Genomic DNA, 25,494 nt, shown 5'->3' on the forward strand with positions numbered 1-25,494 from the left:
AGTTGAACGGTGTTCAGGTTAGGTTCTGTCGGGCCGTACCGCAACGTCGCCGTCCACCTGACCGGCATTAGGATCGGCTCGTGCGCATCGAGACGATCCCCGGACTGGTCCTGATCGAGCACGAGATCGAGGTGCCGCTGGACCATCTCGGCGGCGGGCCGGAGACGCTGACCGTCTTCGCCCGCGAGGTGCGTCGTCCGGGCGATCGCGACGACCGTGACGCGCTGCTCTTCCTCCAGGGCGGCCCGGGCGGAGAGAGCCCGCGCCCGATCGACCTCCCGATGGTTCCGGGTTGGCTGGAGCGGGCTCTCGAGGACTATCGGCTGATCCTCCTCGACCAGCGGGGGACCGGGCGGTCGACACCGCTCACCGCAATGACCGGCATGAGCCCGCAGGAGCAGGCCGACTACCTGGCCCACTTCCGCGCCGACTCGATCGTCGAGGATGCCGAGCTCCTCCGCGCCCACCTGGGCATCGATCGGTGGTCGCTCCTGGGCCAGTCCTTCGGCGGCTTCTGCTCGCTGCGCTATCTCTCGACCCACCCGGAGTCGCTGCGCGAGGTGATGTTCACCGGGGGAGTGCCGCCGGTCGGACTGCCCGTCGACGAGATCTACGCCGCGACCTTCGCCCGCACGATCGAGCTCACCGAGCGCCACTACGCCCGCTTCCCCGGCGACCGCGACCGGATGCGAGCGCTGGTCGAGCGCTGCGACGCCGGCGACATCCGGCTCCCGCACGGCGGCCTGCTCTCCGCCCGTCAGGCGCGCGGGATCGGCAACCGGCTCGGCATGACCGGCGGCTCCGAGCAGATCCACTACCTTCTCGAGCGCGACCCGGCCGGACTCGGCTTCGGTCACGAGGTCGCGTCGCTGCTGCCCTTCAGCGGACACTCGCCGCTCTACGTACTCGTCCACGAGGCCTGCTACGCCGATGCCCAGGCCACTCGCTGGGCCTCCGCGCGCGTCCAGCCCGCGGCGTACGAGGACCCGACTCTCTTCACCGCCGAGCACCTCTTCCCGTGGCACCTGACCGAGGACCCGCTGCTGGCTCCCTTCGCCGAGACCGCGGACCTGCTGGCCGAGCGCGAGTGGCCGAGCCTCTACGACCCGAGCGCGCTCGCCGCCGTCGACGTCCCATGTGCCGCGGCGGTCTACTACGACGACCCGTACGTCCTGCGCGAGCACTCCCTCGCCACCGCCGACCTGGTCCCCACCCTCCGCCCGTGGATCACCAACGCCCACCTCCACAACGGCGTCCAGGTCGCCCCCGAGGAGGTCCTGGACCGTCTCATCGGGATGGTCCGCGGGCGCGTCTGACGACGGTTCGTCAACGAAGGGCCAACATTTGAGGCCACGCGCGGCGGTGCCGGGCATCATGAGCGCATGAGTGTGCCCGTGACCGCCGTTCGTACCGCCTCCTTCGTCGTCACCATGGTGCTCGTCGGGCTCGCCTACCCGGTCCTCGCCGGCTTGGTCTACGTGGGTCTCCTGGTCGCGTCCGTGACCGGCAACCAGGGGATGGGCGGGCCGCTCGCGGGGCCGGTGCTCGTACTTCTCGGCGCTGCCGTCGGGGCGCTCTGTGTGGCCATCGCCGCGCCCGCGGCACTCGCTGCGCGCGTCGTGGGTGGCCTCAAGGGAGTCCTCGCCGGCTCCGCGACCCTCGTGTTCCTCACCGCCGGAGCCACCTGGTTCGCCTGGCTCCTCTTCGACCTGTCCGGGAGCCCGGCGGTCACCGCCGCGCTCCTGGTCGTCGCCGCGACCCCTGCGGCGCTCGTCCTCGCGCTCTCCGACGCCGTCGCCGGGTTCGTCACCGGCCAGCGCCTTCGGCCTCGGCCTTTTGCCGCCGAAGCCTGAGCCGACCTGCCAGAATCTGGTTCCTGTGAGCATCGAGGTAGTGGCGTACGACCCGTCCTGGCAGGACCGGTTCGAGAAGGTCGCCGCGGCGCTGAGCGGTGCGCTGGCCGACGGCCCGCCGGCGAGCATCGAGCACGTCGGCTCGACCTCGGTCCCGGGGCTGGCGGCCAAGCCCATCCTCGACATCGACGTGATCGTGGCGCCGGAGGACGTACCCGCTGCGGTCGCTGCGCTCGTACGCATCGGCTACCGCCACCGCGGCGATCTCGGCGTCGCCGGCCGCGAGGCGTTCTTCGCCCCTGATGAGGAGCCGAGACGCCACGTCTACGTCTGCGCCGCGGGGACGCTCAACGTACGCAACCATCTTGCGGTCCGCGACGTTCTGCGCCGCCGTGACGATCTGCGCGACGAGTACGCAGCCGTGAAGCTGGCGCTGGCCGCCGACCCGGCGATGGACATCGACACCTACATCGCCCGCAAGTCCGACGTCTTGCAGAAGGTCCTCGCCGCCGCCGATCTGACCGACGCCGAGCGCCGCCAGATCCTCTCCCTCAACGACCCGAGCTCAACGCAATAACCGTGCATGTGCATGGAAGTTGAGCGCCGGAACCGCTGCCGGTGCGTCAGAACCCCACATGTGCGCGGTTCTGGCGGATCACAGCTGCAGCGCGTACGCCGCCATCCGGTACGCCACGGCGACGCTCTCAGGGTCGTGGGACGAGTCGTCCTGGAGGACGGACTCGGCGTGGGCGCGGATGCTCTGCGAGGGATCCTCGGTCAGGAGGTCTCGGCAGAGGCCGTCGACGACGGCTCGAGCGTCCTGCTCGTCGAGGCCTTCGAGGACGTCGCCGAGGTCGAGCAGCATCGCGGCCTCGGCGAAGATCTCCTGAAGGGTCTCCAGGTCCGCCTCGGTGCCCGGTCGCGCCGCCGCCTCCTCGGCCAGGCCGAGCACGGGGCGGAGACGAGGGTCGAGGTCGGGGGTGCTCATGGGTCGAGTCTGATCCGAGCGAGGCGCAGGCTCAACCGGGTTTCATCCCGGCCGGGGTCAGCGGTCGAGATCGTCGAGGTTCAGCCCCATCGGCGACTGGCCGGGGATCTCGCCGGAGGCGACCACGGCCTTGGCCAGTGGCCGCAGCAGCGCGATGAGCTCGTCGACCTCGGCCGGCTCCAGGGTCGCGTACGCCGTGGCCGCAAGCGCGTCGGTCGTCGACTCGATCCCGGCCTTGGTCTCCCGGCCGGCATCGGTGAGGGACTGGCCGTCGTCGGTGACGAGCCCGCGGGACTGCAGCCCGGAGACGAGCGAGTCCCACTCGGTCTCGTGGATGTTGCGGGAGGTGGCGTAGACCGACGGGGAGGTGCCGTTGGCGAGGGCATGGAAGACGTGCGACTCGCGGCCGCCGATCCCGGCGGAGAGGAGGGTGGCGACGTGGCCGTCGCCGCGGTGTTCCCGCAGCAGGGTCGCCGCGTCCCACAGGAGGGTCAGCGGGTCCTCGGAGACGGGGAGCGAGCACAGCGCGGCGTACAGGGCCCGTCCCTCCGACGGGGCGCCGAGAGCTGCTCGCGAGGCGAGCGAGGCAGCCCGGTCGACGTCATCGGCGAGCGGGCCGAGGTGACGGCGGAGCGCGGCGACGGCGCCAGTGCGGCGGGCCTCGTGAGCGGCCTCGGGCGGCGCGAAACCCCAGGCGTCGGGAAGCGCCCGGGAGACGTGCGAGAAGGCGAAGTTGTAGAAGACGGCATGGACCACCTCGGCCGGAACAGCCCCCAGCGGAGCGGACCGAGCGGCGAAGTAGCCCATCCAGTAGCCGCGGTAGCCGGCCTCCTTGAGCAGGGCGATCGGTTCGGGTGAGAAGTAACCCACCGCATGGATCGGCTCGAGCAGCTTCCACAGACGACGCGCGTTCGATTCCATGCCAGGACGGTATCGGGACCCGCCCGAGCGGCCGAGCGAATTGGCCCCGCGGGCGGCGTACATAACAAGATGACACCGCGGATAGGATTTCCGCAGATCCCCTAGCACCGAGGCCCGGCAGCCGGCCGGGCTCGCAACGAGCAGAGAGCATTCATCGTGGCAAAGCCGCCAGCATCGACCCTTGACCTCGTCGTCTCCCTCGCCAAGCGGCGCGGATTCGTCTTCCCCAGCGGCGAGATCTACGGCGGCACCCGGAGTGCCTGGGACTACGGCCCCCTCGGTGTCGAGCTCAAGGAGAACATCAAGCGCCAGTGGTGGAAGGCGATGGTCCAGCAGCGCGACGACGTCGTCGGCCTCGACTCGAGCATCATCCTGCCGCGCCAGACCTGGGTCGCCTCCGGGCACGTCGAGACCTTCAACGACCCGCTGGTCGAGTGCCAGTCGTGCCACAAGCGCTACCGCTTCGACCACCTCCAGGAGGAGTACGCGGAGAAGAAGGGCATCGACGACCCCGACACCGTCGTCATCAACGAGGTCGTCGCCTGCCCGAACTGCGGCACCCGTGGCGCCTGGACCGAGCCGCGTGAGTTCTCCGGCATGCTCAAGACCCACCTCGGTGTCCTCGAGGACGAGTCGGGCCTCCACTACCTGCGTCCGGAGACGGCGCAGGGCATCTTCGTGAACTTCGCCAACGTGGTCACCTCGACCCGCCAGAAGCCCCCGTTCGGCATCGCCCAGACCGGCAAGAGCTTCCGCAACGAGATCACGCCGGGCAACTTCATCTTCCGCACCCGCGAGTTCGAGCAGATGGAGATGGAGTTCTTCGTCAAGCCGGGCGAGGACGAGGAGTGGCACCAGTACTGGATCGACGAGCGCACCCGGTGGTACACCGGCCTCGGCATCAACCCCGACAACCTGCGTCACTACGAGCACGCCAAGGAGAAGCTGAGCCACTACTCCAAGCGCACCGTCGACATCGAGTACCGCTTCAACTTCCCTGGTAGCGAGTGGGGCGAGCTCGAGGGCATCGCCAACCGCACCGACTTCGACCTCGGCACCCACATGAAGCACTCCGGCCAGGACCTGCAGTACTTCGACCAGGCCAACAACGAGCGCTACCTGCCGTACGTCATCGAGCCCGCGGCCGGTCTGACCCGCGCGCTGATGACCTTCCTCGTCGACGCGTACGCCGAGGAGGAGGCGCCCAACGCCAAGGGCGGTGTCGACAAGCGGGTCGTGCTCCGGCTCGACCACCGGATCGCGCCGGTCAAGATCGCCGTGCTCCCGCTCAGCCGCAACGAGGCGCTCTCGCCGAAGGCGAAGGCGCTCTCGGCCGAGCTGCGCGCCAACTGGGCCGTCGACTTCGACGACTCCCAGTCGATCGGCAAGCGCTACCGCCGCCAGGACGAGATCGGTACGCCGTACTGCGTCACCGTGGACTTCGACACCCTCGAGGACAACGCGGTCACCATCCGCGAGCGCGACACCATGAAGCAGGAGCGCATCCCGCTCGAGGGCGTGAGCCGCTACTTCGCCGAGCGTCTGATCGGCGCCTGAGCAACACCCGTTACCGCGTCGTAAACGTCGCAAAGGGCGTCCTGCCGCATGTTTCCAAGACTCGTGCGGCAGGATGTCCCCATGCAACGAGCGGGGTCCGTACTCGCCGCATCCGTCACGGGTGCGGTCATGGTCATGTCAGTGATGGGGTGCAGCGGCACCGCGCCGAGGACGAACGCGCCCAAGCCGTCCGAGAGCGCATCCGCCTCGCCCTCCGCATCGGCCTCGGCGTCGGCATCGCCCTCCGCCGGGGCGCTCACCGAGCCCGGTGCCGACCGCAAGCTCGGTGAGACCGCGACCGTCGAGTGGGCGCCCAAGGAGGGTGTCGACGGCAAGCTCTCGATCACCGTCACCAAGCTCGAGTCGACCTCCTACAAGCAGACCTTCTCGGGATGGAAGCTCGACGAGGCGACGCTGGCGCGCGCTCCCTACTTCGTACGCGCCACCATCAAGAACGACAGCAAGACCGACCTCGGTGGCTACGACGTACCGCTGTGGGGTCTCGACGACCAGGGCAGCCTGGTCGAGGCCGCCTCGTTCAAGGAGCCGTTCAAGCCCTGTGACGGCAAGACGTTCCCCAAGCCGTTCGCGCCGGGCGCCAGCGTCAACGCCTGCCTGGTCATGCTCGTCCCGGACCAGGGCAAGCTCGTCGGCGTGAGCTTCCGGCCCTACGAGGAGTTCGACCCGATCACCTGGGAGAGCGAGCCGACGCCGTACGTCGCGCCCAAGCCCTCCGGATCGCCGTCCGCCTCGCCGACTCCTTGACGCCGACTGCTTGATTTCGTACGGCGCGCCGCTGGCCGGACAATGGAAGGCATGTCCCTCCCTGGCCCCCTGAAGCTCGGCAGCCTCACCGTCGACACCCCTGTGGTGCTCGCGCCGATGGCCGGTGTCACCAACGCCGCCTTCCGGCGCCTGTGCGCCGAGCAGGGCGCCGGCCTCTACGTCTGCGAGATGATCACCTCCCGCGGCCTGGTGGAGGGCGACCAGCACACCAAGGACATGCTCGTCTTCGACGAGGCCGAGACCGTACGCAGCGTGCAGCTCTACGGCACCGACCCGGTCTACGTCGGCAAGGCGACCGAGATCCTCTGCGCCGAGTACGGGGTGGCGCACGTCGACCTCAACTTCGGCTGCCCGGTGCCCAAGGTGACCCGCAAGGGCGGCGGGGGAGCGCTGCCCTATAAGCGCGGCCTGCTCGGCGAGATCCTGGAGCACGCTGTACGCGCGGCGGAGCCCTATGACGTACCGGTGACGATGAAGACCCGCAAGGGCATCGACGACGCCCACCTGACCTACATGGACGCCGGCCGGATCGCCCAGGAGAGCGGCGCCGCCGCGATCGCGCTGCACGGACGTACGGTCGCCCAGGCCTACTCCGGCACCGCCGACTGGGACGCCATCGCCGAGCTCGCCGCCGCGGTCGAGATCCCGGTGCTCGGCAACGGCGACATCTGGGAGGCGGCCGACGCGATCCGGATGGTCGAGGAGACCGGTATCGACGGTGTCGTCATCGGCCGCGGCTGCCTCGGGCGCCCCTGGCTCTTCCGCGACCTGGCGGCCGCATTCGCCGGTGAGACGGTCAACGTTCTGCCGAATCTCGGCGAAGTGACCGACATCATGCGGCGCCATGCCGAGCTGCTCTGCGAGCACATGGGGGAGGAGCGCGGCTGCAAGGAGATCCGCAAGCACATCGCGTGGTACCTCAAGGGCTTCAGCGCCGGTGGTGAGCTGCGCCGGACCCTCGGCCTGGTGAACAGCCTCCAGGACCTCGACGAGATGCTCGCCAAGCTCGACCGGGACGAGCCTTTCCCCTCGTCACAGCTGGGTGCGCCGCGTGGACGGCAGGGTGCGCCTCGGGACAAGGTGGTCCTCCCGGAGGGGTGGCTCGACGACGCCGACGGGCGCGGCTGCGGGTTCGCCGAGAACGTGTCGGAGACCTCCGGCGGCTGAGCCTCCAGGGCCCGTTCGAAGGGGTCTCGAGGGGCGTTTCGAGCCTTCGGAATCAGTCGCTCGACAGGTACAAAACTACGCAAAAACTCGGTAAGGGAATTGGAATACCCCCTCTCGTGTGTGTTGTACTCATTGCCGTGCCGAGCCCCCACCAGCACAACCCTCGACGGTTTTCATCCGTTGAAACCATGGGAACAGCTCTGGCGCAGACCATGTAGTCGAGCAAAGGAATTGCGTGTGGCCGGCAGCCACAGAGGCGACACTCGGGCCGTCCGTAAGACCAAATCCATAGTTGTCAGCGCAGGGGTCGCGGTTCTCGCGACAGGTGCCGCAGTCGGCGCCGGAGCCGCATTCGCGGAGCCAACCTCCTCCCTGGTCGCCAAGAACGCAGGCGCTTCCCTCTCTTCGACCAAGGCCAACGTGCCGAGCACCCGTGACGACGCGCGCGTCGCCGGGGACCGTCGTGAGACCGTTGTCAGCCGTGACGGAGGCGACCGTGAGTCGGTCTCCTCGGTCGAGACGCTGACCAAGGGTCCCGAGCAGGTCGAGACCGGCACCGCGAAGGCAGTCAAGCGCTGGACCGACGAGACGCTCAACCTCTGGTCCGCCTACGGCAAGCACGCCGCTCAGAATGGTGAGATCGAGGCCGGCGAGCTGGTCTACGCGACCGGTCGCACCGAATCCGGCCGCGACGAGATCCTCGTCGACGGCGAGGTCGCCTGGGTGACCGCCGGTCACCTCGTCGACGAGAAGCCCGAGGAGACCGGTGTCGCAGCCGGCGTCAGCACCGCTGCGTGCGGTGACCCCTCGGTCGAGAGCGGTCTGGTCTCCGACGCTGTCACGGTCTACCGCGCGGTCTGCAACGCCTTCCCCGAGGTCGAGTCCATGACCGTCGGCGGCTGGGACGGTCACGGCGAGCACTCCTCGGGCAAGGCGCTCGACTTCATGACCTCCGACAAGGCGCTTGGCGACTCGATCGCCGCCTACCTGCAGCAGCACGCAGCGGAGCTCAACCTCTACGACATCATCTGGTACCAGCGGATCTGGACGCCGGTGCGTGCCTCGGAGGGCTGGCGCTACATGGAGGACCGCGGGTCCACCACCGCCAACCACTACGACCACGTGCACGTCTCCACCAACTGATCCGTCGGTCTCGAATCGCGTTCGGCCCGGGCTCGAAAGAGCCCGGGCCGAACTGCGTTTTCGGCGATCGGCAGGTCAACAACTTCGCAAAAGTCTCAGGCCTGCGTTGGGATACCCCCGCAGGTGTGTGCTTGACTCAGGCGCTGTGCCCGGGCTCACGACCCAGCTTCAGCGGAAGTGGCGAAGGGTGCTCTCGGGCGATACCCCCACATTGTCGAGCGAAGGATTGCACAGTGGCCACCAGCCACAAAGGCGATTATCGAGCTGTCCGTAGAACCAAGAACGCCGTGGCGACCGCAGGGATCGTGACGTTCGCGACCAGCGGTGCGATGGCCGCCGGGGCGGCCGCGGCCAACCCCGGCGTCGTGATCTCCGAGGTGGAGGAGAAGTCCGGACTCCGGCTGCCGTCGCCGGCCGATCGGCGTATCGAGGCCGAGGCCAAGGCGATGGCGAAGATCCCGGCGCTGCCGACGACCCGGGAGGACACCCGGATGTCGAACGACCGCCGTGAGCTCACCGGCCGGGAGACGACCGTCAGCCGCAGCGGCGAACGCGGGGGAGGGACGACGACCAACGCGCTGAGCGAGGTCGCGACGATCGAGTCGCTGATCGAGCGGCCGACGTCGGTCAGCGGCGGCGCGCAGAAGGCGGTGCTGCGCTACGTCCAGGAGGACGTCACCGTCTACGCCTCCTACGGAAAGCGCGCCAAGGAGCTCGGCGAGCTGGAGCTCGGGCGCGCGGTCTACTACACCGGCCGCGACGAGGGAGGCCGCCAGGAGATCGTCCTGGAGGGCAACCCGGTGTGGATCCCCGAGGGCAACCTCGGCAAGACCAAGCCCGAACCCCCGCCCGAGCCCACTCCGACGCCGACGCCGACGCCCTCCCCGACGCCGTCGGAGGACGCCTCGGCGGGGCTGGACTTCTCCGCCTGCGGTGACTCCTCGGTCGAGGACGGTCTGGTCTCCGACGCGGTCGACCTCTACCGCGCCGTCTGCAACGCCTTCCCTGCGGTCGCCTCCGGCACCACGTACGGCTACGACCCCCACGGCGAGCACATCAGCGGCAAGGCGCTCGACTTCATGACCGACGACAAGGAGCTCGGCGACGCCATCGCCGCCTTCGTCCAGGAGCACGCCGCCGCGCTGAACATCTACGACATCATCTGGTACCAGCGCATCTGGACCCCCGTCCGCGCCGACGAGGGTTGGCGCCCGATGGAGGACCGCGGCGACCCCACCGCCAACCACTACGACCACGTACACGTAGCCGTCAACTGAATCGCCGAGTCGGCTCATCCTGACTCAAAACCACGCCGAGTCGGCTCGTCATAACGAGCCGACTCGGCGGGATTTCTGGTCAGGACTAGCCGACTCGGCGGGGGTTGTCGCTCAGAGGACGGCGCCTCGTGGCGCTACTTCCACCGTGGAGATCCCGCGCGCGTACAACAGCAGCAGTTGGTCGCCGTGCCTGCAGCGGATGACGCCGGTGTCGCTCGACAGGACGGTGGCGAGATGGTCGATCGCCTCGGCCTCGCTCGCCGTCTCTACGTCGTCGTAGATGACGTCCATGCTGTCACCGCCGATGAGCCGTACGCGAAGGACGATGCCGGCCATGATGCCCGCCTCTCGACCGGCATGAAGCGGTGTCCGGATGGAGGCCTCAGGTCCGGTCAGTCACCCCAAATCTACGCCGGGCCGCCAAGGTGAGATCAGACCAGGGCGCTCAGCGGGGTGGGCTTGCGGCCACCGACCTGCTCGACGACGTCGGTGACGGTGGCGAGCTTGCCGAGCCGGGTCGCGGTGCCGAACGAGGTGAGCAGCGGGGCGATGAAGTCCGGGAGCCCGGCGGAGACCAGGCCCGCGGTGTAGGCCTCGTCGTCGACCTGGACGACCTCGACCGGCTTGCCGGACTTCTGGGTGGCGAGCTCGGCCAGATCGGTCGCGGTGTAGGCGTGCGGGCCGGTGACGTCGTACGCCTTGCCCTCGTGTCCCTCGCCCGTCAGGACCCCGGCGGCGACGGCCGCGCAGTCGGCACGGGTGACGTAGGCCGCGCCGCCATCGCCGAAGTTCGTGACCAGCTGCCCGGTCGCGGCGGCCTGGGCGACGGAGTCGACCTGCATGTCGGCGTAGAGGTTGTTGCGGAGCATGGTCCACGCCAGACCGCTCTCGCGCAGCGCCTCCTCGGTGGCGGCGTGGTCGGCGACGACGCCGGCAGGGTTGTCCGCGGTCGGCCCGGAGACCGAGGTGTAGGCCATGTGGCGCACACCCGCCTTGACGGCCGCGTCGATCGCGGCGAGGTGGCCCTCGACGCGGGCGCCGACGGCGTCGGTCGAGATGAGCAGTACGCGCTCGACGCCGGCGAAGGCGTCGACGAGCTCGTCGGGCTTGCTGAAGTCGGCGGCGCGGACGTCGGCGCCGCGCTCGGCGTAGTCGGCGAGCTTGGCGGGGTCGCGGGTGAGGAGCACGACCTCGGCGGGGTCGACGGTGGTGAGGAGCTGGTCGGCGACGAGGCGGCCGAGCTGGCCGGAGGCGCCGGTGATGGCGATGGTCATGGAAGTCCTATCGGTAGTGCCGTAACTGTAGCCACGGCGGTGACGGTTTCATAAATGTAGTCATACCGATGGCAATAAGGCAAGATGGGGGTATGGCCGCCCCGACGAACACCCGTTTCGCGGTGGCCGTCCATGTCCTGACCTACCTCGCCTCGTGCGCTGCCGCCGGCCGCACGACCCCTGTCAGCTCCGACGAGCTCGCTGGCAGCACCGCGGTCAACCCGGTCCACGTACGCAAGGTGCTCGGGCCGCTGCGTACGGCCGGTCTGGTTCGGTCCCGTCCTGGTGCCCACGGGGGATGGGAGCTGGCGGTCGACCCCAAGACGGTGAACCTCGCCCAGGTGTGGCAGGTGCTGCAGGGCGACGACCAGGTCCTCGGCATCCATGGCCCCAACCCCGCCTGCGCGGTGGGCGCCAACATCCAGGGTGTCCTCGTCGACCTCGACCGCCGGGTCGCCCGCGCCGTCCTCGACGAGCTCTCGGGGATCACGCTCGACGACGTGATGTCGACAGCCGGCTTCAAGGCTGAGGACTTCGCGATCCTGCTGCCCTGAGGGCCGTTCTCGCGCTTGACCGCAACGACCACAACGTCCGTTACGACGGCAACGTTGACCTGTGGTGGGCGTCACCCACAGTCTCGGGTGTCACCACGTGACGGTCAGCACACGGCGTAGAGAACCAGGATCGGCAATGCTCGTAGCACTCGGCTTCATGATGGTCGCCCTCTTCATGTTCCTGATCATGTCCAGACGGGCGACCCCGGTCGTCGGCCTCATCGCGGTGCCGGTGGCGTTCGGCATCGCAGCGGGCGCCGGGCTTGGCATCGGCGACATGATCATCGACGCGGTCAAGGAGCTCGCGCCGACCGCGGCGATGCTGTTCTTCGCGATCATCTTCTTCGGGATCATGATCGACGTCGGTCTGTTCGACCCGCTGGTCAAGCTGATCCTGCGCATAGTCGGCCACGACCCGATGCGTCTGGTCGTCGGGACCGCCGTCCTCGCGATGGTCGTCTCGCTCGATGGCGACGGGTCGACCACGTTCATCATCGTGACCTCCGCGCTGCTCCCGCTCTATCTGAAGCTCGGGGTGAGCCCGGTCGTCCTCACCGTCGTGGCCGGCCTCGCCAACGGGGCGATGAACATTCTCCCGTGGGGTGGCCCGACCGCCCGGGCCGCTGCCTCGCTCGGTGTCTCGCCGTCCGAGGTGTTCGTGCCGATGATCCCGGCGATGATCGCTGGCCTGGTCGTCGTGCTGGCCTTCGCGGTCCACCTGGGATACCTCGAGCGCCGCCGGATCGGCTCGCTGGAGCTGACCGAGATGACCGAGGAGCGCGTGCTTGTCGGTGCCGGCGCGCCTGCGTCGGGCACGGCTGCCGCGGGCGGCGGCTCGGGCAGCGGCTCGGGTCGCGACGAGGAGAACGACGACGCCGACTGGTTCGCGGAGGGGCTCGACCCGAAGCGCTCGACGCTGCGACCGGGGCTGTTCTGGTTCAACGCGCTCCTGACCGCCACGCTGCTGGTCGTCCTCGTGATCGACATCCTGCCGATCCTGGTGCTCTTCATGGTCGCCGCCGCGATCGCGCTGGTCGTGAACTTCCCGCAGGTCAAGGAGCAGCAGGAGGCGATCACCAGGCACGCCCCGAGCATCGTCTCCGTGGTGGCGATGGTCTTCGCCGCGGCCGTACTGACCGGGGTGTTCCAGGGTACCGGCATGGTCGAGGCGATGGCACGATGGCTGATCGACATCATCCCGCCCGCGCTCGGCCCGCACATGGCGGTGATCGCGGGCGTACTCAGCCTCCCGTTCACCTTCTTCATGAGCAACGACGCCTTCTACTTCGGCGTCCTCCCGGTGCTCTCCGAGGCAGCCTCGACCTACGGCATCGCTCCGGAGGAGATGGCGCGCGCCTCGATCACCGGTCAGACCTTCCACATGCAGAGCCCGCTCGTGCCTGCCATCCTGCTGCTGGTGACCTTGGCGCGGGTGTCGCTCGCCGACCACCACAAGAAGGTGCTGTGGCGTGCCGCCGCGGTGTCGCTCACGATGCTGGCGATCGGGGTGCTGACCACGGCGATCCCGCTGTAGCCGATAGCCTCCTGGATGTGGAGCTATATGGGGCCGCCGACCGCGAGCGGATCGTCGCCGAGCCGCCCAAGCGGGTGGTCGCGCCGGAGCGTACGCAGTTCGAGCGCGACCGCGCCCGTGTGGTGCATGCCGCCTCGACCCGGCGGCTGGCAGCGAAGACTCAGGTCGTGGGACCGCAGGCCGACGATTTCGTACGCAACCGGCTGACCCACTCGCTCGAGGTCGCCCAGGTCGCGCGGGACCTGTCGCGTGCGCTGAACGGGCCGGACTCGCCACAGCCCGACATCGCCGAGACCGCGGCCCTCGCGCACGACCTCGGGCACCCGCCGTTCGGGCACAACGGAGAGAACGTGCTCGCCGAGCAGGCGAAGGGCATCGGTGGGTTCGAGGGCAACGCGCAGACGCTACGGATCCTGACCCGGCTGGAGGCGAAGACCTTCGACGCCGACGGGCGTTCGGTCGGGCTCAACCTGACCCGGGCGACGCTGGACGCCTGCACGAAGTATCCGTGGGGCTTCGGTGAGCGGAAGGGGGCGAAGTTCGGGGTCTACGAGGACGACCTGCCGGTCTTCACCTGGCTGCGCGCGGCTGATGCGGGCCAGCGGCAGTGCGTCGAGGCGCAGATCATGGACCTCTCCGACGACGTCGCCTACTCCGTCCATGACGTCGAGGACGGCATCGTCGCCGGCAAGGTCGACCTCGCGCGGCTCGACCTCGACGGCGTCGCAGCGACCGTGGCCGACTGGTACGTCCCCGGCTTCGACCGCTCCCTCGCGGTCTCGACCATCGCCGACCTGAGCGCCGCCGGCTGCTGGATCCCCGAGGGCGCTGCGTACGACGCCTCTCGTCGCTCGCGCGCCATGCTCAAGAACCTGACCTCCGACGTCATCGGCCGGTTCTGCGGGGCGGTGCGGGAGGCGACGTACGCCGCCGGCGGCGGTCCCTACGTCCGCTACGGCGCCGACCTGATGGTGCCGGAGCAGACCCGCCTGGAGATCGCGCTGCTGAAGGGGATCGCGGCGCACTACGTGATGCGCACCGACGAGCGGGCCGTGAAGATGGACCGCCAGCGCAATCTGCTCGGCGAGCTCCTCGAGCACCTCGTCTCCACTGGGCCCGACGACCTCGACCGGCAGTTCGCCGACGACTGGCGCGACGCGGCCGACGACGCCGCCCGGCTCCGCGTCGTGATCGACCAGGTCGCCTCGCTCACCGACATCACTGCGCTGTCCTGGCACGAACGGCTCTGCCGCCGCGCTTGAGCGCCATTGCGGTCACGACATTTAAGCACTACCTTAAATGTCGTGACCGATGCCTGGTACGCCGTCTCCGACTCCACCCGCCGCCAGATCCTGGCCCGGGTGGCCGCCGGGCCGTGCTCGGTCGGTGAGATCACCGACGCTCTGCCGGTGAGCATGGCCGCGGTGTCCCAGCACCTCAAGATCCTGCGCGAGGCCGGGCTGGTGTCGATGACGCCGGCCGGTCGTCGGCGGATCTACCAGGCCCGGCTCGAAGGCCTGGCCGAGCTGCGCGCCGAGCTGGATACGTACTGGACCGAGGCGTTGCATTCGTTCAAGCAGGTGGCTGAGGACAGCTACCGGGCAGCGAAGGAGCAGGCATGAGCACCACCCGCGAAAAGACCTCCGTGGACCTGGAGATCACCGTCGATGTCCCGGTCGAGCACGCCTTCAAGGTGTTCACCGAGGACTTCGACCGGATCAAGCCGCGCGAGCACAACATGCTTCCCGTCGAGATCGCCGAGACGGTGCTGGAGCCTCGCGTCGGCGGTCGCGTCTACGACCGCGGCGTCGACGGCAGCACCTGTCAGTGGGCGCGCGTCCTCGCCGTCGAGCCGCCCCATCGGCTGGTGATCTCCTGGGACATCACTCCCGGATTCCAGCTCGAGCCCGATCCGGCACGTTGTAGCGAGGTCGAGTTCACCTTCACCGCGGTGGGCGCGGAACAGACCCACGTACGCCTCGAGCACCGGCATCTCGACCGGCACGGCGCCGGGTGGCAGGGCTGGCGTGACCGGGCCGCCGGAGGGGATGCCTGGGGGATCTACCTGGAGCGCTTCCGGGCGCTCGCGGAGGCGTGATCGGGGTGGACCGCACCGCGCTCGCGACGGCCGAGCGGAAGGATCTCGCCGACTTCCTCGAGACGCTCGAGCCGGAGCACTGGGAGCGGCCCTCGCTGTGCAGCGAGTGGACGGTGCGGGACGTCGTCGCGCACCTGATCAGCTACGAGGAGATCGGGCTGGGCGAGTTCGCCGGACGATTCCTGCGCGCCGGGTTCCGGTTCGGCCGGATGAACGCCCGCCGGCTCGAGGAGTTCGGTGCCCGGGCTCCGGCCGAGCTGGTCGCCTACGTGCGGGCGCATGCCCGACCGTCCGGACCGACGGCGATGGCCGATGCCAGGATCGGGCTGACCGATGGCCTCATCCATCACCAGGACATCCGCCGGGCGCTCGGGCGGCCGCGCGAGGTGCCGGCCGAACGGCTCGCGCCGGTGCTCGACTTCGCGCTGATGGCCCCGCCGCTGCCGGCCAGGCGCAACGTACGCGGCCTGCGTCTGGTGGCCACCGACCTCGACTGGTCCCACGGGAGCGGCGAGGAGGTCACCGGGCCGGCCGAGGCGCTGCTGATGGCGGTCTGCGGACGCGCCGTCGCCCTGCCCGAGCTCACCGGGCCGGGGCTGGCGACGCTCGAGAGCAGGGTGCGGCGTACCGGCTAGGGAACGACGATCCAGAGCGCCGAGGCGATCACGAAGACCGAGAGGCCGAGGGTGGTCTCCAGGACCGTCCAGGTCTTGAGGGTGGTGATGACGTCCATCCCGAAGAAGCGGCTGACCAGCCAGAATCCGGAGTCGTTGACGTGGGAGAGGACGGTCGCGCCGGCTGCGATGGCGAAGACGAGCAGGGCGATGTCGAAGTTGCCGAGCCCCGCGGCGGCGACCTGCGCGGAGATCAGGCCGGCGGTGGTGGTCAGCGCGACGGTCGCGGAGCCCTGGGCGACCCGGAGCAGGGTCGAGATCAGGAACGCCTGCACGATGAGCGACATCCCGAGACCGGAGAGCGAGGTGGACAGCGCCTCGCCGATCCCGCTGATGCGCAGCACGCCGCCGAACATCCCGCCGGCGCCGGTGATCAGGATGATCGCGCAGATCGGGCCGAGCGCCTTGTCGACGATGTCGCTCGCCCGGCCGATGGGGAACCGGCCAGGCGCGAGCACGAAGATCGCGACGAGGACGGTGATCAGCAGCGCGATCGGGGTCTGGCCGATGAGGATCAGGGCGCTGGCCCAGGTGGCGTCTTCGCTGACCGTCCCGGCGGCGACCAGCGTGCTGGCGACCGTGTTGAGGCCGATCAGGACGAGGGGCAGAGCCAGGAGGAGCACGACGGTGGCGAACGGCGGGGGAGTGGCGCCGCTCTCCAACACGTCGTCTGTCTCACCGGTCGCGAAGACGTTGGGCGGCTCCGGGTTGTATCGGGCGCCGAGCCTGGTGCCGACGAGGTAGGCGCCGGGGATCCAGGCCAGGACGGCGACCGGGACGCCGATCAGGAGGGTGAGGCCGATGTCGCCGCCGAGCTCCGTGGCGGCGGCGACCGGGCCCGGGTGGGGCGGCACGACCGCGTGCATCGCCGCGAAGGCACCGGCGGTGGGCAGGGCGTAGATGAGGATCGAGCCGCCGAAGCGCCGCGCGACCGCGAAGATGATCGGCAGGAAGACGACCAGGCCGGCGTCGAAGAAGATCGGGAACCCGAAGATCAGTGCGGCGACGCCGAGTGCGAGCGGGGCACGCTTCTCGCCGAACGCGCCGATGAGCGTGTCGGCGAGCACCTGCGCGCCGCCGGTCACCTCCAGCAGCCGTCCGAGCATCACCCCGAACGCCACCAGCAGTGCCACCGAGCCGAGCGTGGCGCTGAAGCCTGCCAGCATCGCCGCGGGCACGTCGGCGACCGGGATGCCGGCCACGACCGCGGTGACCGCGCTGACCAGCACCAGCGAGATGAAGGCGTGCAGCTTGACCTTGACGATCAGGACGAGGAGTACGGCGACGGCGACGGCGGCGATCAGGAGCATCACCCAGGTGGGGTGAGCGGGGGCCAGCGGATCCATGGCGGTCACCCTAGCGACGGGATGTGATTCAGGTCACCCCTCCCGGGGTATGGGAGAGTCTCCCGGTGTGAGCGATCCCCTCGTCTGGCTGCCCTTCGACCCGTCCGAGCTGGGCAAGGTGCCCGCAGGCCTCCGATTCGAGCTCTTCGACCACACCCGCTTCACCGGTGGCGAGGTGAAGGTGCCCGACTCGGTCGGTGAGGTGGCCTTCTATCTGCCGCCCTACATGCTCGGCTCGCGCATCTTCGACGTCGTCAGCCAGATGACCTCGCTCCAGGTGGTGCAGCTGCTCACCGCGGGAGTCGACGCCGCCCGCGGCCACATCCCGGAGGGCGTGACCCTCTGCAACGGCCGCGGCATCCACGACACCTCGACTGCCGAGCTCGCGGTCACGCTGATCCTGTCGTCGCTGCGGGGCATCCCGGGACACGTACGCCATCAGGACGAGCACGCCTGGAGGCCGGGCTGGTTCCCGTCGCTGGCCGACAAGAGGGTCCTGATCGTCGGGTACGGAGCGATCGGCCGGGCCATCGAGGCGCGGTTGCTTCCTTTCGAGACCGAGGTGGTCGGGGTCGCGCGGACCGCCCGGGACGGGGTGCACGGGTTCGACGAGCTCGACACGCTCGTGCCCGAGGCCGACGTGATCGTGCTGGCCACGCCGCTGACTGAGGAGACCCGCGGACTGGTCGACCAGGAGTTCCTGGGGCGGATGAAGGACGGCGCACTGCTGGTCAACGTCGCCCGTGGCGGTGTCGTCGTCACTGCCGACCTGGTCGCCGAGCTCGCCACGAAGCGGATCCATGCGGCCATCGACGTCGCCGAGGCCGAGCCGCTCCCGGCGGAGAGCCCCCTGTGGAGCTCGCCCAACCTGCTCATCACTCCGCACGTCGGCGGTGCCTCGAGCGCGATGTGGCCCCGTGCCTACCGGGTCGTACGCGAGCAGCTCGAGCGGTTCGCCGCCGGCGAGCCGCTGGCCAACGTGATGTCGGGCGCTTACTGATGCTGCGAATCGCGGTCGTCCAGGAGACGGCGGTGCCGGGCGACGTGGTGGCCAACGTCGCGACGGCCGCGGACCGGGTCCGCCTGGCTTCAGCGATGGGCGCCAGATTGGTCGCGCTGCCGGAGACGTTCACGACCTCGTGGGACCTCGACGCCTTCGGCGGGCCGCTGCCCTCGCTCGACGACACCGCCTGGCTCGCCCCCGCGCAGGCCGCGGTGGACGAGACCGGCGCGGTGCTCGTGCTCAACTCGCCCCTCGCCCAGGCCGGACGACGGGCGATCACCAGCCTGGTCATCGCGCCGGGGGAGGAGCCGGTTGCGGCGTACGACAAACAGCACCTCTACCCGCCCGAGGTCGAGCGTTTCGAGCCTGGCGAGCACGGCACGACGATCGAGATCGACGGCGTCCGGGTGGCGCTCTCGGTCTGCTACGACGCCAACTTCCCCGAGCACGCCGCCGCCGCAGCCGCCGACGGCGCGATCCTCTACCTCAACACCGGTGCCTACTTCCCCGGTGGCGGTCACCGGCGCGACCTGCACTACGCCGCCCGGGCGCTGGACAACTCGATGTACGTCGCCTTCGCCGGTCTCGTCGGCGGGTCGCTGGGCCTCATCGGCGGCTCGGCGGTCTACGACCCGCTCGGCCGGCCGGTCGAGCGGCTCGACGACGCCACCCCGGGGATGGTCGTCGCCACGATCGACCCGGCCGAGGTCGCGCGCGTCCGGGACGAGCAGCGGATGTGGGCCGACCACCGGGCCGACCTCGGCCCGCGGCGTACGCTCCGCCTCTAGCCGTCCTGTCAGCCGGCCGGCTCCTCGGCGATGAGCCTGCCGAAGGCGATCATCCGGTTGTCGGTGTGGAAGAGCTCGGAGCAGGTGGTGAGGGTGATCAGGCTCCGGCCCGCGATCTGTTCGGGCTCCACCCCACCGCGGTCGGGGTTGTCGGGAAGCGGGTCGGTGACCCAGACGGACGTGAACGGCACGATCAGGTCGTCGCCGTCGCTGGTGAGGGCATAGACGTACGTCTTCTCCCTGGTCAGAACGCGGATCTCATCGCCTTCGCGGAGCTTCGGGAGATCGCGCAGCGGCTCGCCGTGGGTGATCCGGTGGCCGGCGAGCGCGAAGTTGCCGACCTCGCCCGGCCCGGCGGTGCCGGAGAAGTGTCCGAAGCCGGCGCCCAGGGCCCGGTCCGAGGTGCCTTCGAGGACCGGAATTCGGTAGTTCTCGCCGAAGCGGGGGATCTCGATGAGGGCCTCGGCCGAACCGAACTCGGTCGTGGCCTCGGCCCGGCCCGAGTCCCACGCCTTCTCGATCTTCGTGGTCGCTTCCTGCTGGCGTTGCTTGCTGACGATTGTGGTGCCGTAGAGCTCCCAGGCGGCGTAGCCGAGGAGCGCCACACCGGCCAGAACCATCGCGAGGCCGAGCCAGAAAGTCGCCCGGCGGGCCCGCGGTCGGGCCGGTGTGGTGGTGGACATCAGGTCAAGCATCTCAGCCCGGTCCACCGCCCCGTAGGATCAGACGTTGTGGCGGGCCGCATCAAGGAGACGAGCATCCAAGAGGTGCGCGAGAAGGCACGCCTGGACGACATCGTCTCCCAGTACGTCACGCTGCGCCGCGCCGGCCCGGGGACCTACAAGGGCCTGTGCCCGTTCCACGACGAGAAGTCGCCGTCGTTCAACGTGAACCCGTCGCGGGGCTTCTTCAAGTGCTTCGGTTGCCAAGAGGGCGGCGACGTCATCGACTTCGTCATGAAGCTCGAGGGACTGAGCTTCTTCGAGGCGGTCGAGCGGCTCGGCGACAAGGTCGGCGTGCAGGTCCAGCGTGAGGAGGGCGACGAGGCGCCGGTCCGGCGCGGACCCGGTCGCGGCAAGCTGGTCGAGGCCCACAAGGTCGCCGCCGAGTACTACGCCGAGCAACTGCTGACCCCGGACGCCGTCGTCGCCCGGCAGTTCCTCGCCGAGAAGGGCTTCGACCGCGACGCGGCGCTGCACTTCGGGGTCGGGTTCTCGCCGCGCGGGGGCGAGGACCTCTACCGCCACCTGCGTGCGCGCGGGTTCTCGGACGAGGAGGTCGTCACTGCCGGGCTGGTGGGGCACGGTCGGTCGCACTACGACCGGTTCCGTGGGCGGCTGATGTGGCCGATCCGGGAGTCGGGCGGCGACGTCATCGGCTTCGGCGCGCGGCGGCTCTTCGACGACGACCGCATCGAGGCGAAATACCTCAACACCTCCGAGACGCCGATCTACAAGAAGTCGCACGTCCTCTACGGCATCGACCTGGCCCGCAAGGAGATGGCCCGCACCCGCGAGGCTGTGATCGTGGAGGGCTACACCGACGTGATGGCCTGCCATCTCGCCGGGATCACCACCGCCGTGGCGACCTGCGGCACCGCGTTCGGCGACGACCACGCGAAGGTGCTGCGCCGGTTCATCTCCGACGACCAGCAGCTGCGCGGCGCGGTCGTGTTCACCTTCGACGGCGACGCCGCCGGCCAGGCCGCGGCGCTGAAGGCGTTCAAGGGCGACGGCAACTTCACCTCGCAGACCTACGTCGCCGTCGAGCCCGACGGCCTCGACCCCAACGACCTGCGGATCAAGAAGGGCGACGAGGCGGTCCGCGAGCTCCTCGCCAACAGGGTTCCGCTCTACGAGTTCGTGCTGCGCAACGTCGCTTCGAAGTACGACCTTGACCGTGCCGACGGGCGGGTCGACGCCCTCCGTGAGGCGGCCCCGCTGGTCGCCTCCGTGCGGGACGAGTCCAAGAAGATGGGCTTTACCCGCGACCTGGCGCGCTTCCTCGGCGTCGATCCGGACGAGGCCGCCAGAGAGGTACGCCGCGCTGCCGGCCGTCCCGCTCCTTCGGCTGCTCCGCCACGGCGCGAGGCCGTCGCGGCGTCCGAGGCTCCTGCCGCGCCGCAGCGCCCGCCCATGCCGCACCCTCGTGAGCCGCGTTTCACGGTCGAGCGCGAGACCCTGAAGCTCTTCGTACAGCACCCCGTCGCCCTGGGACGCACCACCGGCGAGATCACCCCCGAGGCCTTCACCCACCCCCTCTACCGGGCGCTGTGGGAGATCATCGCCGGCCTCGGTGGCCCCGGCGCCGGCACCGGCGACGCCGGCTGGGCCCAGAAGCTCGGTGCCGCCGCCTCGGACCCGCTCGTCAGCCGCATCCTCGCCGAGCTCGCCGTGGAGCCGATCCCCACCGCGAAGGAGCCGGACTCGGCGTACGTCCTGCAGTACGTCGTACGCCTCCTCGAGCTCCTCGACCAGCGCCGCATCGCCGAGGTGAAGAGCCGTCTTCAGCGCTCCGACGCGGCCGCCGACCCCGAGTCCTACAACCGTCTTTTCGCCCAGCTCGCCGCCCTCGAACAGCACCGCCGCGGCCTCCGCAACCTGGTCGCCGAGTGACGGCCTGCCGATTTCCGATCGCCGCCGCCGGGTTGCTAAGGTTTCACCCGCGCCGCAAGGTGCAATTCCCCTGTAGCTCAATTGGCAGAGCATTCGGCTGTTAACCGGAGGGTTGTTGGTTCGAGTCCAACCGGGGGAGCAAGAAAACTCCGCCTGACCTGGTTAAACAGGACAGGCGGAGTTACTTGTTTTACCCGGTTCAGAGGCTTTGTCACACTTTTGAGGTCGGCGCGGGGAAGCGGTCGCCGTGGCGTCCGAGACTGTTCAACCGCGGCGCAGGACGCGTCCGATCATTCGTGTGACCGCGAGCTGGCTGCTGGCGAAGTAGTGGTTCTTGGGCAGGTCATCGGCGACGTCCTGTTCGCGCAGGCGGTAGTAGATGTGACGCTGTACGGGTGGCAGAGCGTCCTGGTCCTCGAAGTTGGCGCTCGGGATGAACACCATCCCGGCGGATCCCCCGACGGTCTCGATGAACGGCTGTCCGCAGTCGTTACACCGGCCGCGGTCCAGGCTGGCGCACTTGGCGAAGCGGCCCTTGTCGGGGTGGCCGAACCGCGAGCCGCGCCCGTGGGCGAAGCCGGGGGGCAGCAGCTTCGGGTTGTTGAACGTCGCGTGCTCGCCGTTGATCACCACGTTCTTGGCGCGCACGAAGGTGACGTCGGTGTACGGCTTGCCCATGAACTCCTGGCAGTACAGGCAGTGGCAGTAGAACCGCTGCATGCCGACACCTGCCTTCACCTCGAAGGTGTTCGCGCCGCAGCTGCAGGAGCCACGTACCACGGTGGCTGCTGGGGAATTGGTTGTCATGAGATCTGACTCCATGTCTGTTCGGGGGTGGGTGATCAGCGAAGAAGGAAGTTGAGGACGGTGTCGGCGGTCTTGCCGAAGGGGGCGTGCATGAGCCGCATGCTGTTGAAGCGGCCCTGGGTGTAGATGCCCTTGGGGTGGCTGAGGGTGCGGAAGCCTTCGATGCCGTGGTACTTGCCCATGCCGCTGGCGCCGACGCCGCCGAAGGGGAGGTCGTCCTGCCCGACGTGCATGATGGTGCCGTTGATGGTGACGTTGCCCGAGGTCGTCTGGTCGAGGACCTTGCGGCGGTCGGTGTCGTTGGCGCCGAAGTAGTACAGCGCAAGCGGCCTTGGCCGTGCGTTCACGTAGTCGATCGCGTCGTCGATGTGGCCGTAGGCGAAGATCGGCAGGATGGGGCCGAAGATCTCCTCGTGGGCGATCCGCATGTCGTCGGTGACGCCGAGCACGACGGTCGGGGCGAGCGTGTGTGGACGGCGTGATGCGTCGCCCGGCCGGTGCCCGACCTCGATGATCTGTGCCCCGTGGGCGCGTGCGTCCTCGATGAGGGCGACCAGGTTCTGGTGCTCCTTGTCGTTGACGATCGAGGTGTAGTCCTTGCTCGTCGGCCCGTCGGGGTAGGCGGCCTTCACCAGCCGGTCGTAGCTGGCGAGGAAGGCGTCGACGTCGGACTCGTGCACCAGGGCGTAGTCCGGCGCGATGCAGGTCTGCCCGCCGCTGAGCAACTTGCCGAAGACGATGTCGGAGACGGCCTGGTCCTTGATGTTGCCCTTGGCGAGGATGGCCGGTGACTTGCCGCCGAGCTCGAGGGTGACGGGGACGAGGTGCTCGCTGGCGGCCTTCATCACGGATCGGCCGACCGCGGTGCTTCCGGTGAAGACGAGGTGGTCGAAGGGCAGGGAGGAGAATGCTGAGCCGTCTCCGTCGACGATGGTGACCTGGTCGGTGGGGAAGGTCTGGCTCAGGAGCGAGGCGAGGACGGCGTTGGTCGCCGGCACCAGCTTCGACGGCTTGAGCATCACCCGGTTGCCGGCGGCGATGGCGGTGATGACCGGCATCAGGGACAGATTCACGGGGTAGTTCCACGGCGAAATGACGCCGACCACGCCGAGGGGCTGGTATTCGACGCGATTGCTGCCCAGTCGCATGTAGGGCGCGATGTGTCGGTGGCTGGGCCGCATGAACCGGCGCAGACGGCGGTCCAGGTAGTCGATGCCCTGGACCACGCCCGTCACCTCCATCATCGCGGTCTCGTGGCGGGAGCGGTTGCCGAAGTCGGTGTTGATGGCGTCCTCGATGGCGCCGCGGTGGGCGATCAGTGCTGTCTTGAGCTTCTTCAGGTCGCTGCGTCGTTGCGCCAGTGACGGTGCCCCGTCGCGGAGATAGGCGGCGCGCTGGACGGCGAGGATGTCGCCGAAGCGTTCGGCATCCGTGCGCTGGGCTGTGGAAGTCATGTCATTGTTCCTTCGCTCTAGTGAGGCTGGTGCGGGGCTGGTCCGGGCGGGCGGGTCAGTGGCGCGCGAGCCGGCCCATGAGCCGGACGGCCTGGCGGCGCGGGAGCAGCTTGGTGAGTAGGGCCACCGGTCGGCCGTTGGTGATCACTGAGGGCGGTGCGGAGCGGCGTCCGATGGTGTCGAGAGCCGTCTTGACGACCATTTCGGGGGTGACGCGGCGGGCGCCGTAGTCGGCGGTCTGGCTTCCGGCGGCGTCGTAGAACTCGGTCCGGGTGGCGCCGGGGCACAGCGCGAGGACGCGTAGCCCGGTGCCGCGGGTCTCTTCCCACAGGGACTCGGTGAAGCTGAGGACGAAGGCCTTGGTGGCGCCGTAGGTGGCCATATAGGGGGTGGGCTGGTGGCCCAGCAGGCTCGCGACGTTGATCAGGAATCCGTTGCCGGCAGCGGTCAGCGGCTCGATGTAGGCGCGGCTGAGGTCGACCAGGGATGCGATGTTGAGCGCGATCATGCTCTGCAGCCGCTCGGGGTCCTCGTTCGTGAAGGCGTCGTGGGTGCCGAAGCCCGCGTTGTTGATCAGGCCGGTGGCGTAGATGCCGCGCGACTCGAGCTCGGCGCGGAGTGTACGTCCGGCGTCGGGCTGCCCCAGGTCGCGGGCCACGACGTGCACGGTGACGCTGTGGGCGCGGGTGAGCTCCTCGGCCAGGTCCTGGAGCCGGTCTGCCCTGCGGGCGACGAGCACGAGATCCGAGCCGCGGCTGGCCAGCTGACGGGCGAACTCCGCGCCGAGGCCCGAGCTGGCCCCGGTGACGATGGTCGTCTGGTTGTGGTAGTCGATGTTGGTCATGAGTACACTTTAGGCACGGACGTGCACGAAGTGCAAGTTGCTACATAAAGTGAACCACCTTACCATCGATGCATGAACCAGAAGCAGACCCCCCTTCGCGAGCAGACCCGCAACGTGGTCCGCTCCTTGCTGGCCCGGACCGCGATCGAGCTGTTCGCATCCCAGGGGTACGACGACACGACGCTGGACGAGGTGGCCGCGGCCGCCGGTGTCTCCCGGCGGACCCTGTACAACTTCTTCCGCAACAAGGAAGACCTCGCGCTCAGCAGCCTGGCCGAACAGGGCGCGCAGATCGCGGCGCGCTTCGCCGAACGCCCGGCGGACGAGGACCCGTGGGTCTCGCTGCGCGCGGCGTTCCAGGTCCTGGAGGAGATTGAGATCAGGGGCGAACAGCGGCTCGAGATGGTCACGCTCCTGTTCGAGCATGAGAGCCTGCGAGCCGGCCACGCCGAGAAGCAGGCGCGTTGGCAAGACCTGCTCGCCCCGCTGATCCAGCCGCGTCTGCCGTTCACTGATGACCGAGCGTTCCAGGCACGCACCATCGCGGCCGTCGCCATCACCTGCCTCCAGGCGGCGAATGAAGAGTGGGTACGCCAAGGTGGACAGATCGACCTGTTGGAGTTCTATGACCAGGCCGTGCGCGCCGTTCGCCATTCGGTCTGAATTCGGCCCCTCTCGACACGCGCGAACCGCAGGAGAACGAAGACGCCATGACGTACCGCCTCCAACGGGCCCCGTCGCCAGCCAGCCCCAGTCGTACGGGCGTAACCCGCCTACAAGCCCGCCGTCATGCGCGCTCGTGACCAGTCGC

Annotated in this window: 27 protein-coding genes and 1 tRNA gene; 19 read left to right on the plus strand and 9 right to left on the minus strand. The window is 69.2% G+C overall.

Features of this window, described 5'->3' with window-relative positions; translation table 11 throughout:
* The first annotated feature begins 80 nt into the window (after window positions 1–80).
* The 3 genes from AB0F44_RS13830 to AB0F44_RS13840 all read left to right on the plus strand — a co-directional run bounded on the left by AB0F44_RS13830 (window position 81) and on the right by AB0F44_RS13840 (window position 2,430).
* On the plus strand, window positions 81–1,316 hold the full coding sequence (locus AB0F44_RS13830; RefSeq protein ID WP_357356229.1) for an alpha/beta fold hydrolase: 1,236 nt from the start codon (window positions 81–83) through the stop codon (window positions 1,314–1,316).
* Window positions 1,317–1,382: 66 nt separating this feature from the next.
* Window positions 1,383–1,853 (plus strand): hypothetical protein, encoded by a 471-nt coding sequence (locus AB0F44_RS13835; RefSeq protein ID WP_357356231.1) that lies wholly within the window; start codon window positions 1,383–1,385, stop codon window positions 1,851–1,853.
* 25 nt (window positions 1,854–1,878) lie between these two features.
* The gene (locus AB0F44_RS13840; RefSeq protein WP_357356233.1) at window positions 1,879–2,430 is read left to right on the plus strand and encodes a GrpB family protein; all 552 of its coding nucleotides are present in this window, start codon (window positions 1,879–1,881) and stop codon (window positions 2,428–2,430) included.
* Between the two features lie 78 nt (window positions 2,431–2,508).
* Here the strand turns inward: AB0F44_RS13840 and AB0F44_RS13845 are convergent, their stop codons facing one another.
* A complete protein-coding gene (locus AB0F44_RS13845) occupies window positions 2,509–2,841 on the minus strand; it encodes a hypothetical protein (protein ID WP_357356235.1) in 333 nt (110 codons plus the stop codon).
* A gap of 57 nt (window positions 2,842–2,898) precedes the next feature.
* On the minus strand, window positions 2,899–3,762 hold the full coding sequence (locus AB0F44_RS13850; protein ID WP_357356236.1) for a hypothetical protein: 864 nt from the start codon (window positions 3,760–3,762) through the stop codon (window positions 2,899–2,901).
* A 156-nt stretch (window positions 3,763–3,918) separates the two neighbouring features.
* On the opposite strand from AB0F44_RS13850, the gene AB0F44_RS13855 reads away from it, so the two are divergent.
* From AB0F44_RS13855 to AB0F44_RS13875, 5 genes are all read left to right on the plus strand, one after another.
* The gene (locus AB0F44_RS13855) at window positions 3,919–5,319 is read left to right on the plus strand and encodes a glycine--tRNA ligase (protein WP_357356238.1); all 1,401 of its coding nucleotides are present in this window, start codon (window positions 3,919–3,921) and stop codon (window positions 5,317–5,319) included.
* 81 nt (window positions 5,320–5,400) lie between these two features.
* Window positions 5,401–6,084 carry a hypothetical protein gene (locus AB0F44_RS13860; RefSeq protein WP_357356240.1) on the plus strand — a complete coding sequence of 228 codons (684 nt, stop codon included), beginning with the start codon at window positions 5,401–5,403 and terminating at the stop codon, window positions 6,082–6,084.
* A gap of 51 nt (window positions 6,085–6,135) precedes the next feature.
* Window positions 6,136–7,272, plus strand: a complete 1,137-nt coding sequence (gene dusB, locus AB0F44_RS13865; protein ID WP_357356242.1) for a tRNA dihydrouridine synthase DusB — start codon at window positions 6,136–6,138, stop codon at window positions 7,270–7,272.
* Between the two features lie 420 nt (window positions 7,273–7,692).
* Complete coding sequence (locus AB0F44_RS13870) at window positions 7,693–8,415, plus strand: mucin-2 protein (RefSeq protein ID WP_357356244.1); 723 nt, start codon at window positions 7,693–7,695, stop codon at window positions 8,413–8,415.
* 287 nt (window positions 8,416–8,702) lie between these two features.
* The gene (locus tag AB0F44_RS13875; protein ID WP_357356245.1) at window positions 8,703–9,692 is read left to right on the plus strand and encodes a mucin-2 protein; all 990 of its coding nucleotides are present in this window, start codon (window positions 8,703–8,705) and stop codon (window positions 9,690–9,692) included.
* Window positions 9,693–9,803: 111 nt separating this feature from the next.
* Here the strand turns inward: AB0F44_RS13875 and AB0F44_RS13880 are convergent, their stop codons facing one another.
* Both AB0F44_RS13880 and AB0F44_RS13885 read right to left on the minus strand, forming a co-directional pair.
* A complete protein-coding gene (locus tag AB0F44_RS13880; protein ID WP_357356248.1) occupies window positions 9,804–10,028 on the minus strand; it encodes a hypothetical protein in 225 nt (74 codons plus the stop codon).
* Between the two features lie 95 nt (window positions 10,029–10,123).
* A complete protein-coding gene (locus AB0F44_RS13885) occupies window positions 10,124–10,966 on the minus strand; it encodes an SDR family oxidoreductase (protein ID WP_357356250.1) in 843 nt (280 codons plus the stop codon).
* A gap of 92 nt (window positions 10,967–11,058) precedes the next feature.
* On the opposite strand from AB0F44_RS13885, the gene AB0F44_RS13890 reads away from it, so the two are divergent.
* The 6 genes from AB0F44_RS13890 to AB0F44_RS13915 all read left to right on the plus strand — a co-directional run bounded on the left by AB0F44_RS13890 (window position 11,059) and on the right by AB0F44_RS13915 (window position 15,787).
* Entirely contained in the window at window positions 11,059–11,520 is a 462-nt protein-coding gene (locus AB0F44_RS13890) for an Rrf2 family transcriptional regulator (RefSeq protein ID WP_357356252.1), read from the plus strand.
* A 136-nt stretch (window positions 11,521–11,656) separates the two neighbouring features.
* Window positions 11,657–13,054, plus strand: a complete 1,398-nt coding sequence (locus tag AB0F44_RS13895) for a citrate:proton symporter (RefSeq protein ID WP_357356254.1) — start codon at window positions 11,657–11,659, stop codon at window positions 13,052–13,054.
* Window positions 13,055–13,071: 17 nt separating this feature from the next.
* On the plus strand, window positions 13,072–14,316 hold the full coding sequence (locus AB0F44_RS13900) for a deoxyguanosinetriphosphate triphosphohydrolase (RefSeq protein WP_357356256.1): 1,245 nt from the start codon (window positions 13,072–13,074) through the stop codon (window positions 14,314–14,316).
* Between the two features lie 42 nt (window positions 14,317–14,358).
* Window positions 14,359–14,676, plus strand: a complete 318-nt coding sequence (locus tag AB0F44_RS13905) for a metalloregulator ArsR/SmtB family transcription factor (RefSeq protein ID WP_357356258.1) — start codon at window positions 14,359–14,361, stop codon at window positions 14,674–14,676.
* Entirely contained in the window at window positions 14,673–15,152 is a 480-nt protein-coding gene (locus AB0F44_RS13910; RefSeq protein ID WP_357356260.1) for an SRPBCC family protein, read from the plus strand. Before AB0F44_RS13905 ends, AB0F44_RS13910 begins: the two co-directional genes overlap by 4 nt.
* A gap of 5 nt (window positions 15,153–15,157) precedes the next feature.
* Complete coding sequence (locus tag AB0F44_RS13915; RefSeq protein ID WP_357356262.1) at window positions 15,158–15,787, plus strand: maleylpyruvate isomerase family mycothiol-dependent enzyme; 630 nt, start codon at window positions 15,158–15,160, stop codon at window positions 15,785–15,787.
* Here AB0F44_RS13915 and AB0F44_RS13920 read toward each other — a convergent pair.
* Window positions 15,784–17,172 (minus strand): GntP family permease, encoded by a 1,389-nt coding sequence (locus tag AB0F44_RS13920; RefSeq protein WP_357356264.1) that lies wholly within the window; start codon window positions 17,170–17,172, stop codon window positions 15,784–15,786. The two genes, AB0F44_RS13915 and AB0F44_RS13920, sit on opposite strands and share 4 nt — an antisense overlap.
* Window positions 17,173–17,239: 67 nt before the next feature.
* Here AB0F44_RS13920 and AB0F44_RS13925 point away from each other — a divergent pair, with 67 nt between their 5' ends.
* Together AB0F44_RS13925 and AB0F44_RS13930 are read left to right on the plus strand one after the other, a co-directional pair.
* Window positions 17,240–18,172 (plus strand): 2-hydroxyacid dehydrogenase, encoded by a 933-nt coding sequence (locus AB0F44_RS13925; protein WP_357356266.1) that lies wholly within the window; start codon window positions 17,240–17,242, stop codon window positions 18,170–18,172.
* A complete protein-coding gene (locus tag AB0F44_RS13930) occupies window positions 18,172–18,963 on the plus strand; it encodes a carbon-nitrogen hydrolase family protein (protein ID WP_357356268.1) in 792 nt (263 codons plus the stop codon). The genes AB0F44_RS13925 and AB0F44_RS13930 overlap by 1 nt, the downstream gene beginning before the upstream one ends.
* Window positions 18,964–18,971: 8 nt before the next feature.
* Here the strand turns inward: AB0F44_RS13930 and AB0F44_RS13935 are convergent, their stop codons facing one another.
* Window positions 18,972–19,646 carry a class E sortase gene (locus tag AB0F44_RS13935; RefSeq protein WP_357356270.1) on the minus strand — a complete coding sequence of 225 codons (675 nt, stop codon included), beginning with the start codon at window positions 19,644–19,646 and terminating at the stop codon, window positions 18,972–18,974.
* Window positions 19,647–19,694: 48 nt separating this feature from the next.
* On the opposite strand from AB0F44_RS13935, the gene dnaG reads away from it, so the two are divergent.
* Together dnaG and AB0F44_RS13945 are read left to right on the plus strand one after the other, a co-directional pair.
* Window positions 19,695–21,578, plus strand: coding sequence for a DNA primase (dnaG, locus tag AB0F44_RS13940; protein ID WP_357356272.1), 1,884 nt, complete (start codon window positions 19,695–19,697; stop codon window positions 21,576–21,578).
* Between the two features lie 66 nt (window positions 21,579–21,644).
* Window positions 21,645–21,717 (plus strand) — tRNA-Asn (locus tag AB0F44_RS13945).
* 125 nt (window positions 21,718–21,842) lie between these two features.
* Here the strand turns inward: AB0F44_RS13945 and AB0F44_RS13950 are convergent.
* From AB0F44_RS13950 to AB0F44_RS13960, 3 genes are read right to left on the minus strand one after another with little or no spacing between them, the layout of a single operon-like run.
* Window positions 21,843–22,385 (minus strand): hypothetical protein, encoded by a 543-nt coding sequence (locus AB0F44_RS13950; RefSeq protein WP_357356274.1) that lies wholly within the window; start codon window positions 22,383–22,385, stop codon window positions 21,843–21,845.
* A gap of 35 nt (window positions 22,386–22,420) precedes the next feature.
* Window positions 22,421–23,839, minus strand: coding sequence for a coniferyl aldehyde dehydrogenase (locus AB0F44_RS13955; RefSeq protein WP_357356276.1), 1,419 nt, complete (start codon window positions 23,837–23,839; stop codon window positions 22,421–22,423).
* 55 nt (window positions 23,840–23,894) lie between these two features.
* Window positions 23,895–24,683, minus strand: coding sequence for an SDR family oxidoreductase (locus tag AB0F44_RS13960; protein ID WP_357356278.1), 789 nt, complete (start codon window positions 24,681–24,683; stop codon window positions 23,895–23,897).
* 72 nt (window positions 24,684–24,755) lie between these two features.
* Between AB0F44_RS13960 and AB0F44_RS13965 the strand changes: the two genes are divergently transcribed.
* Window positions 24,756–25,346 carry a TetR family transcriptional regulator gene (locus AB0F44_RS13965; protein ID WP_357356280.1) on the plus strand — a complete coding sequence of 197 codons (591 nt, stop codon included), beginning with the start codon at window positions 24,756–24,758 and terminating at the stop codon, window positions 25,344–25,346.
* Window positions 25,347–25,494 lie beyond the last annotated feature (148 nt).

Source organism: Nocardioides sp. NPDC023903, assembly GCF_040639295.1.
In the GTDB taxonomy this organism is placed as follows: Bacteria; Actinomycetota; Actinomycetes; order Propionibacteriales; family Nocardioidaceae; genus Nocardioides.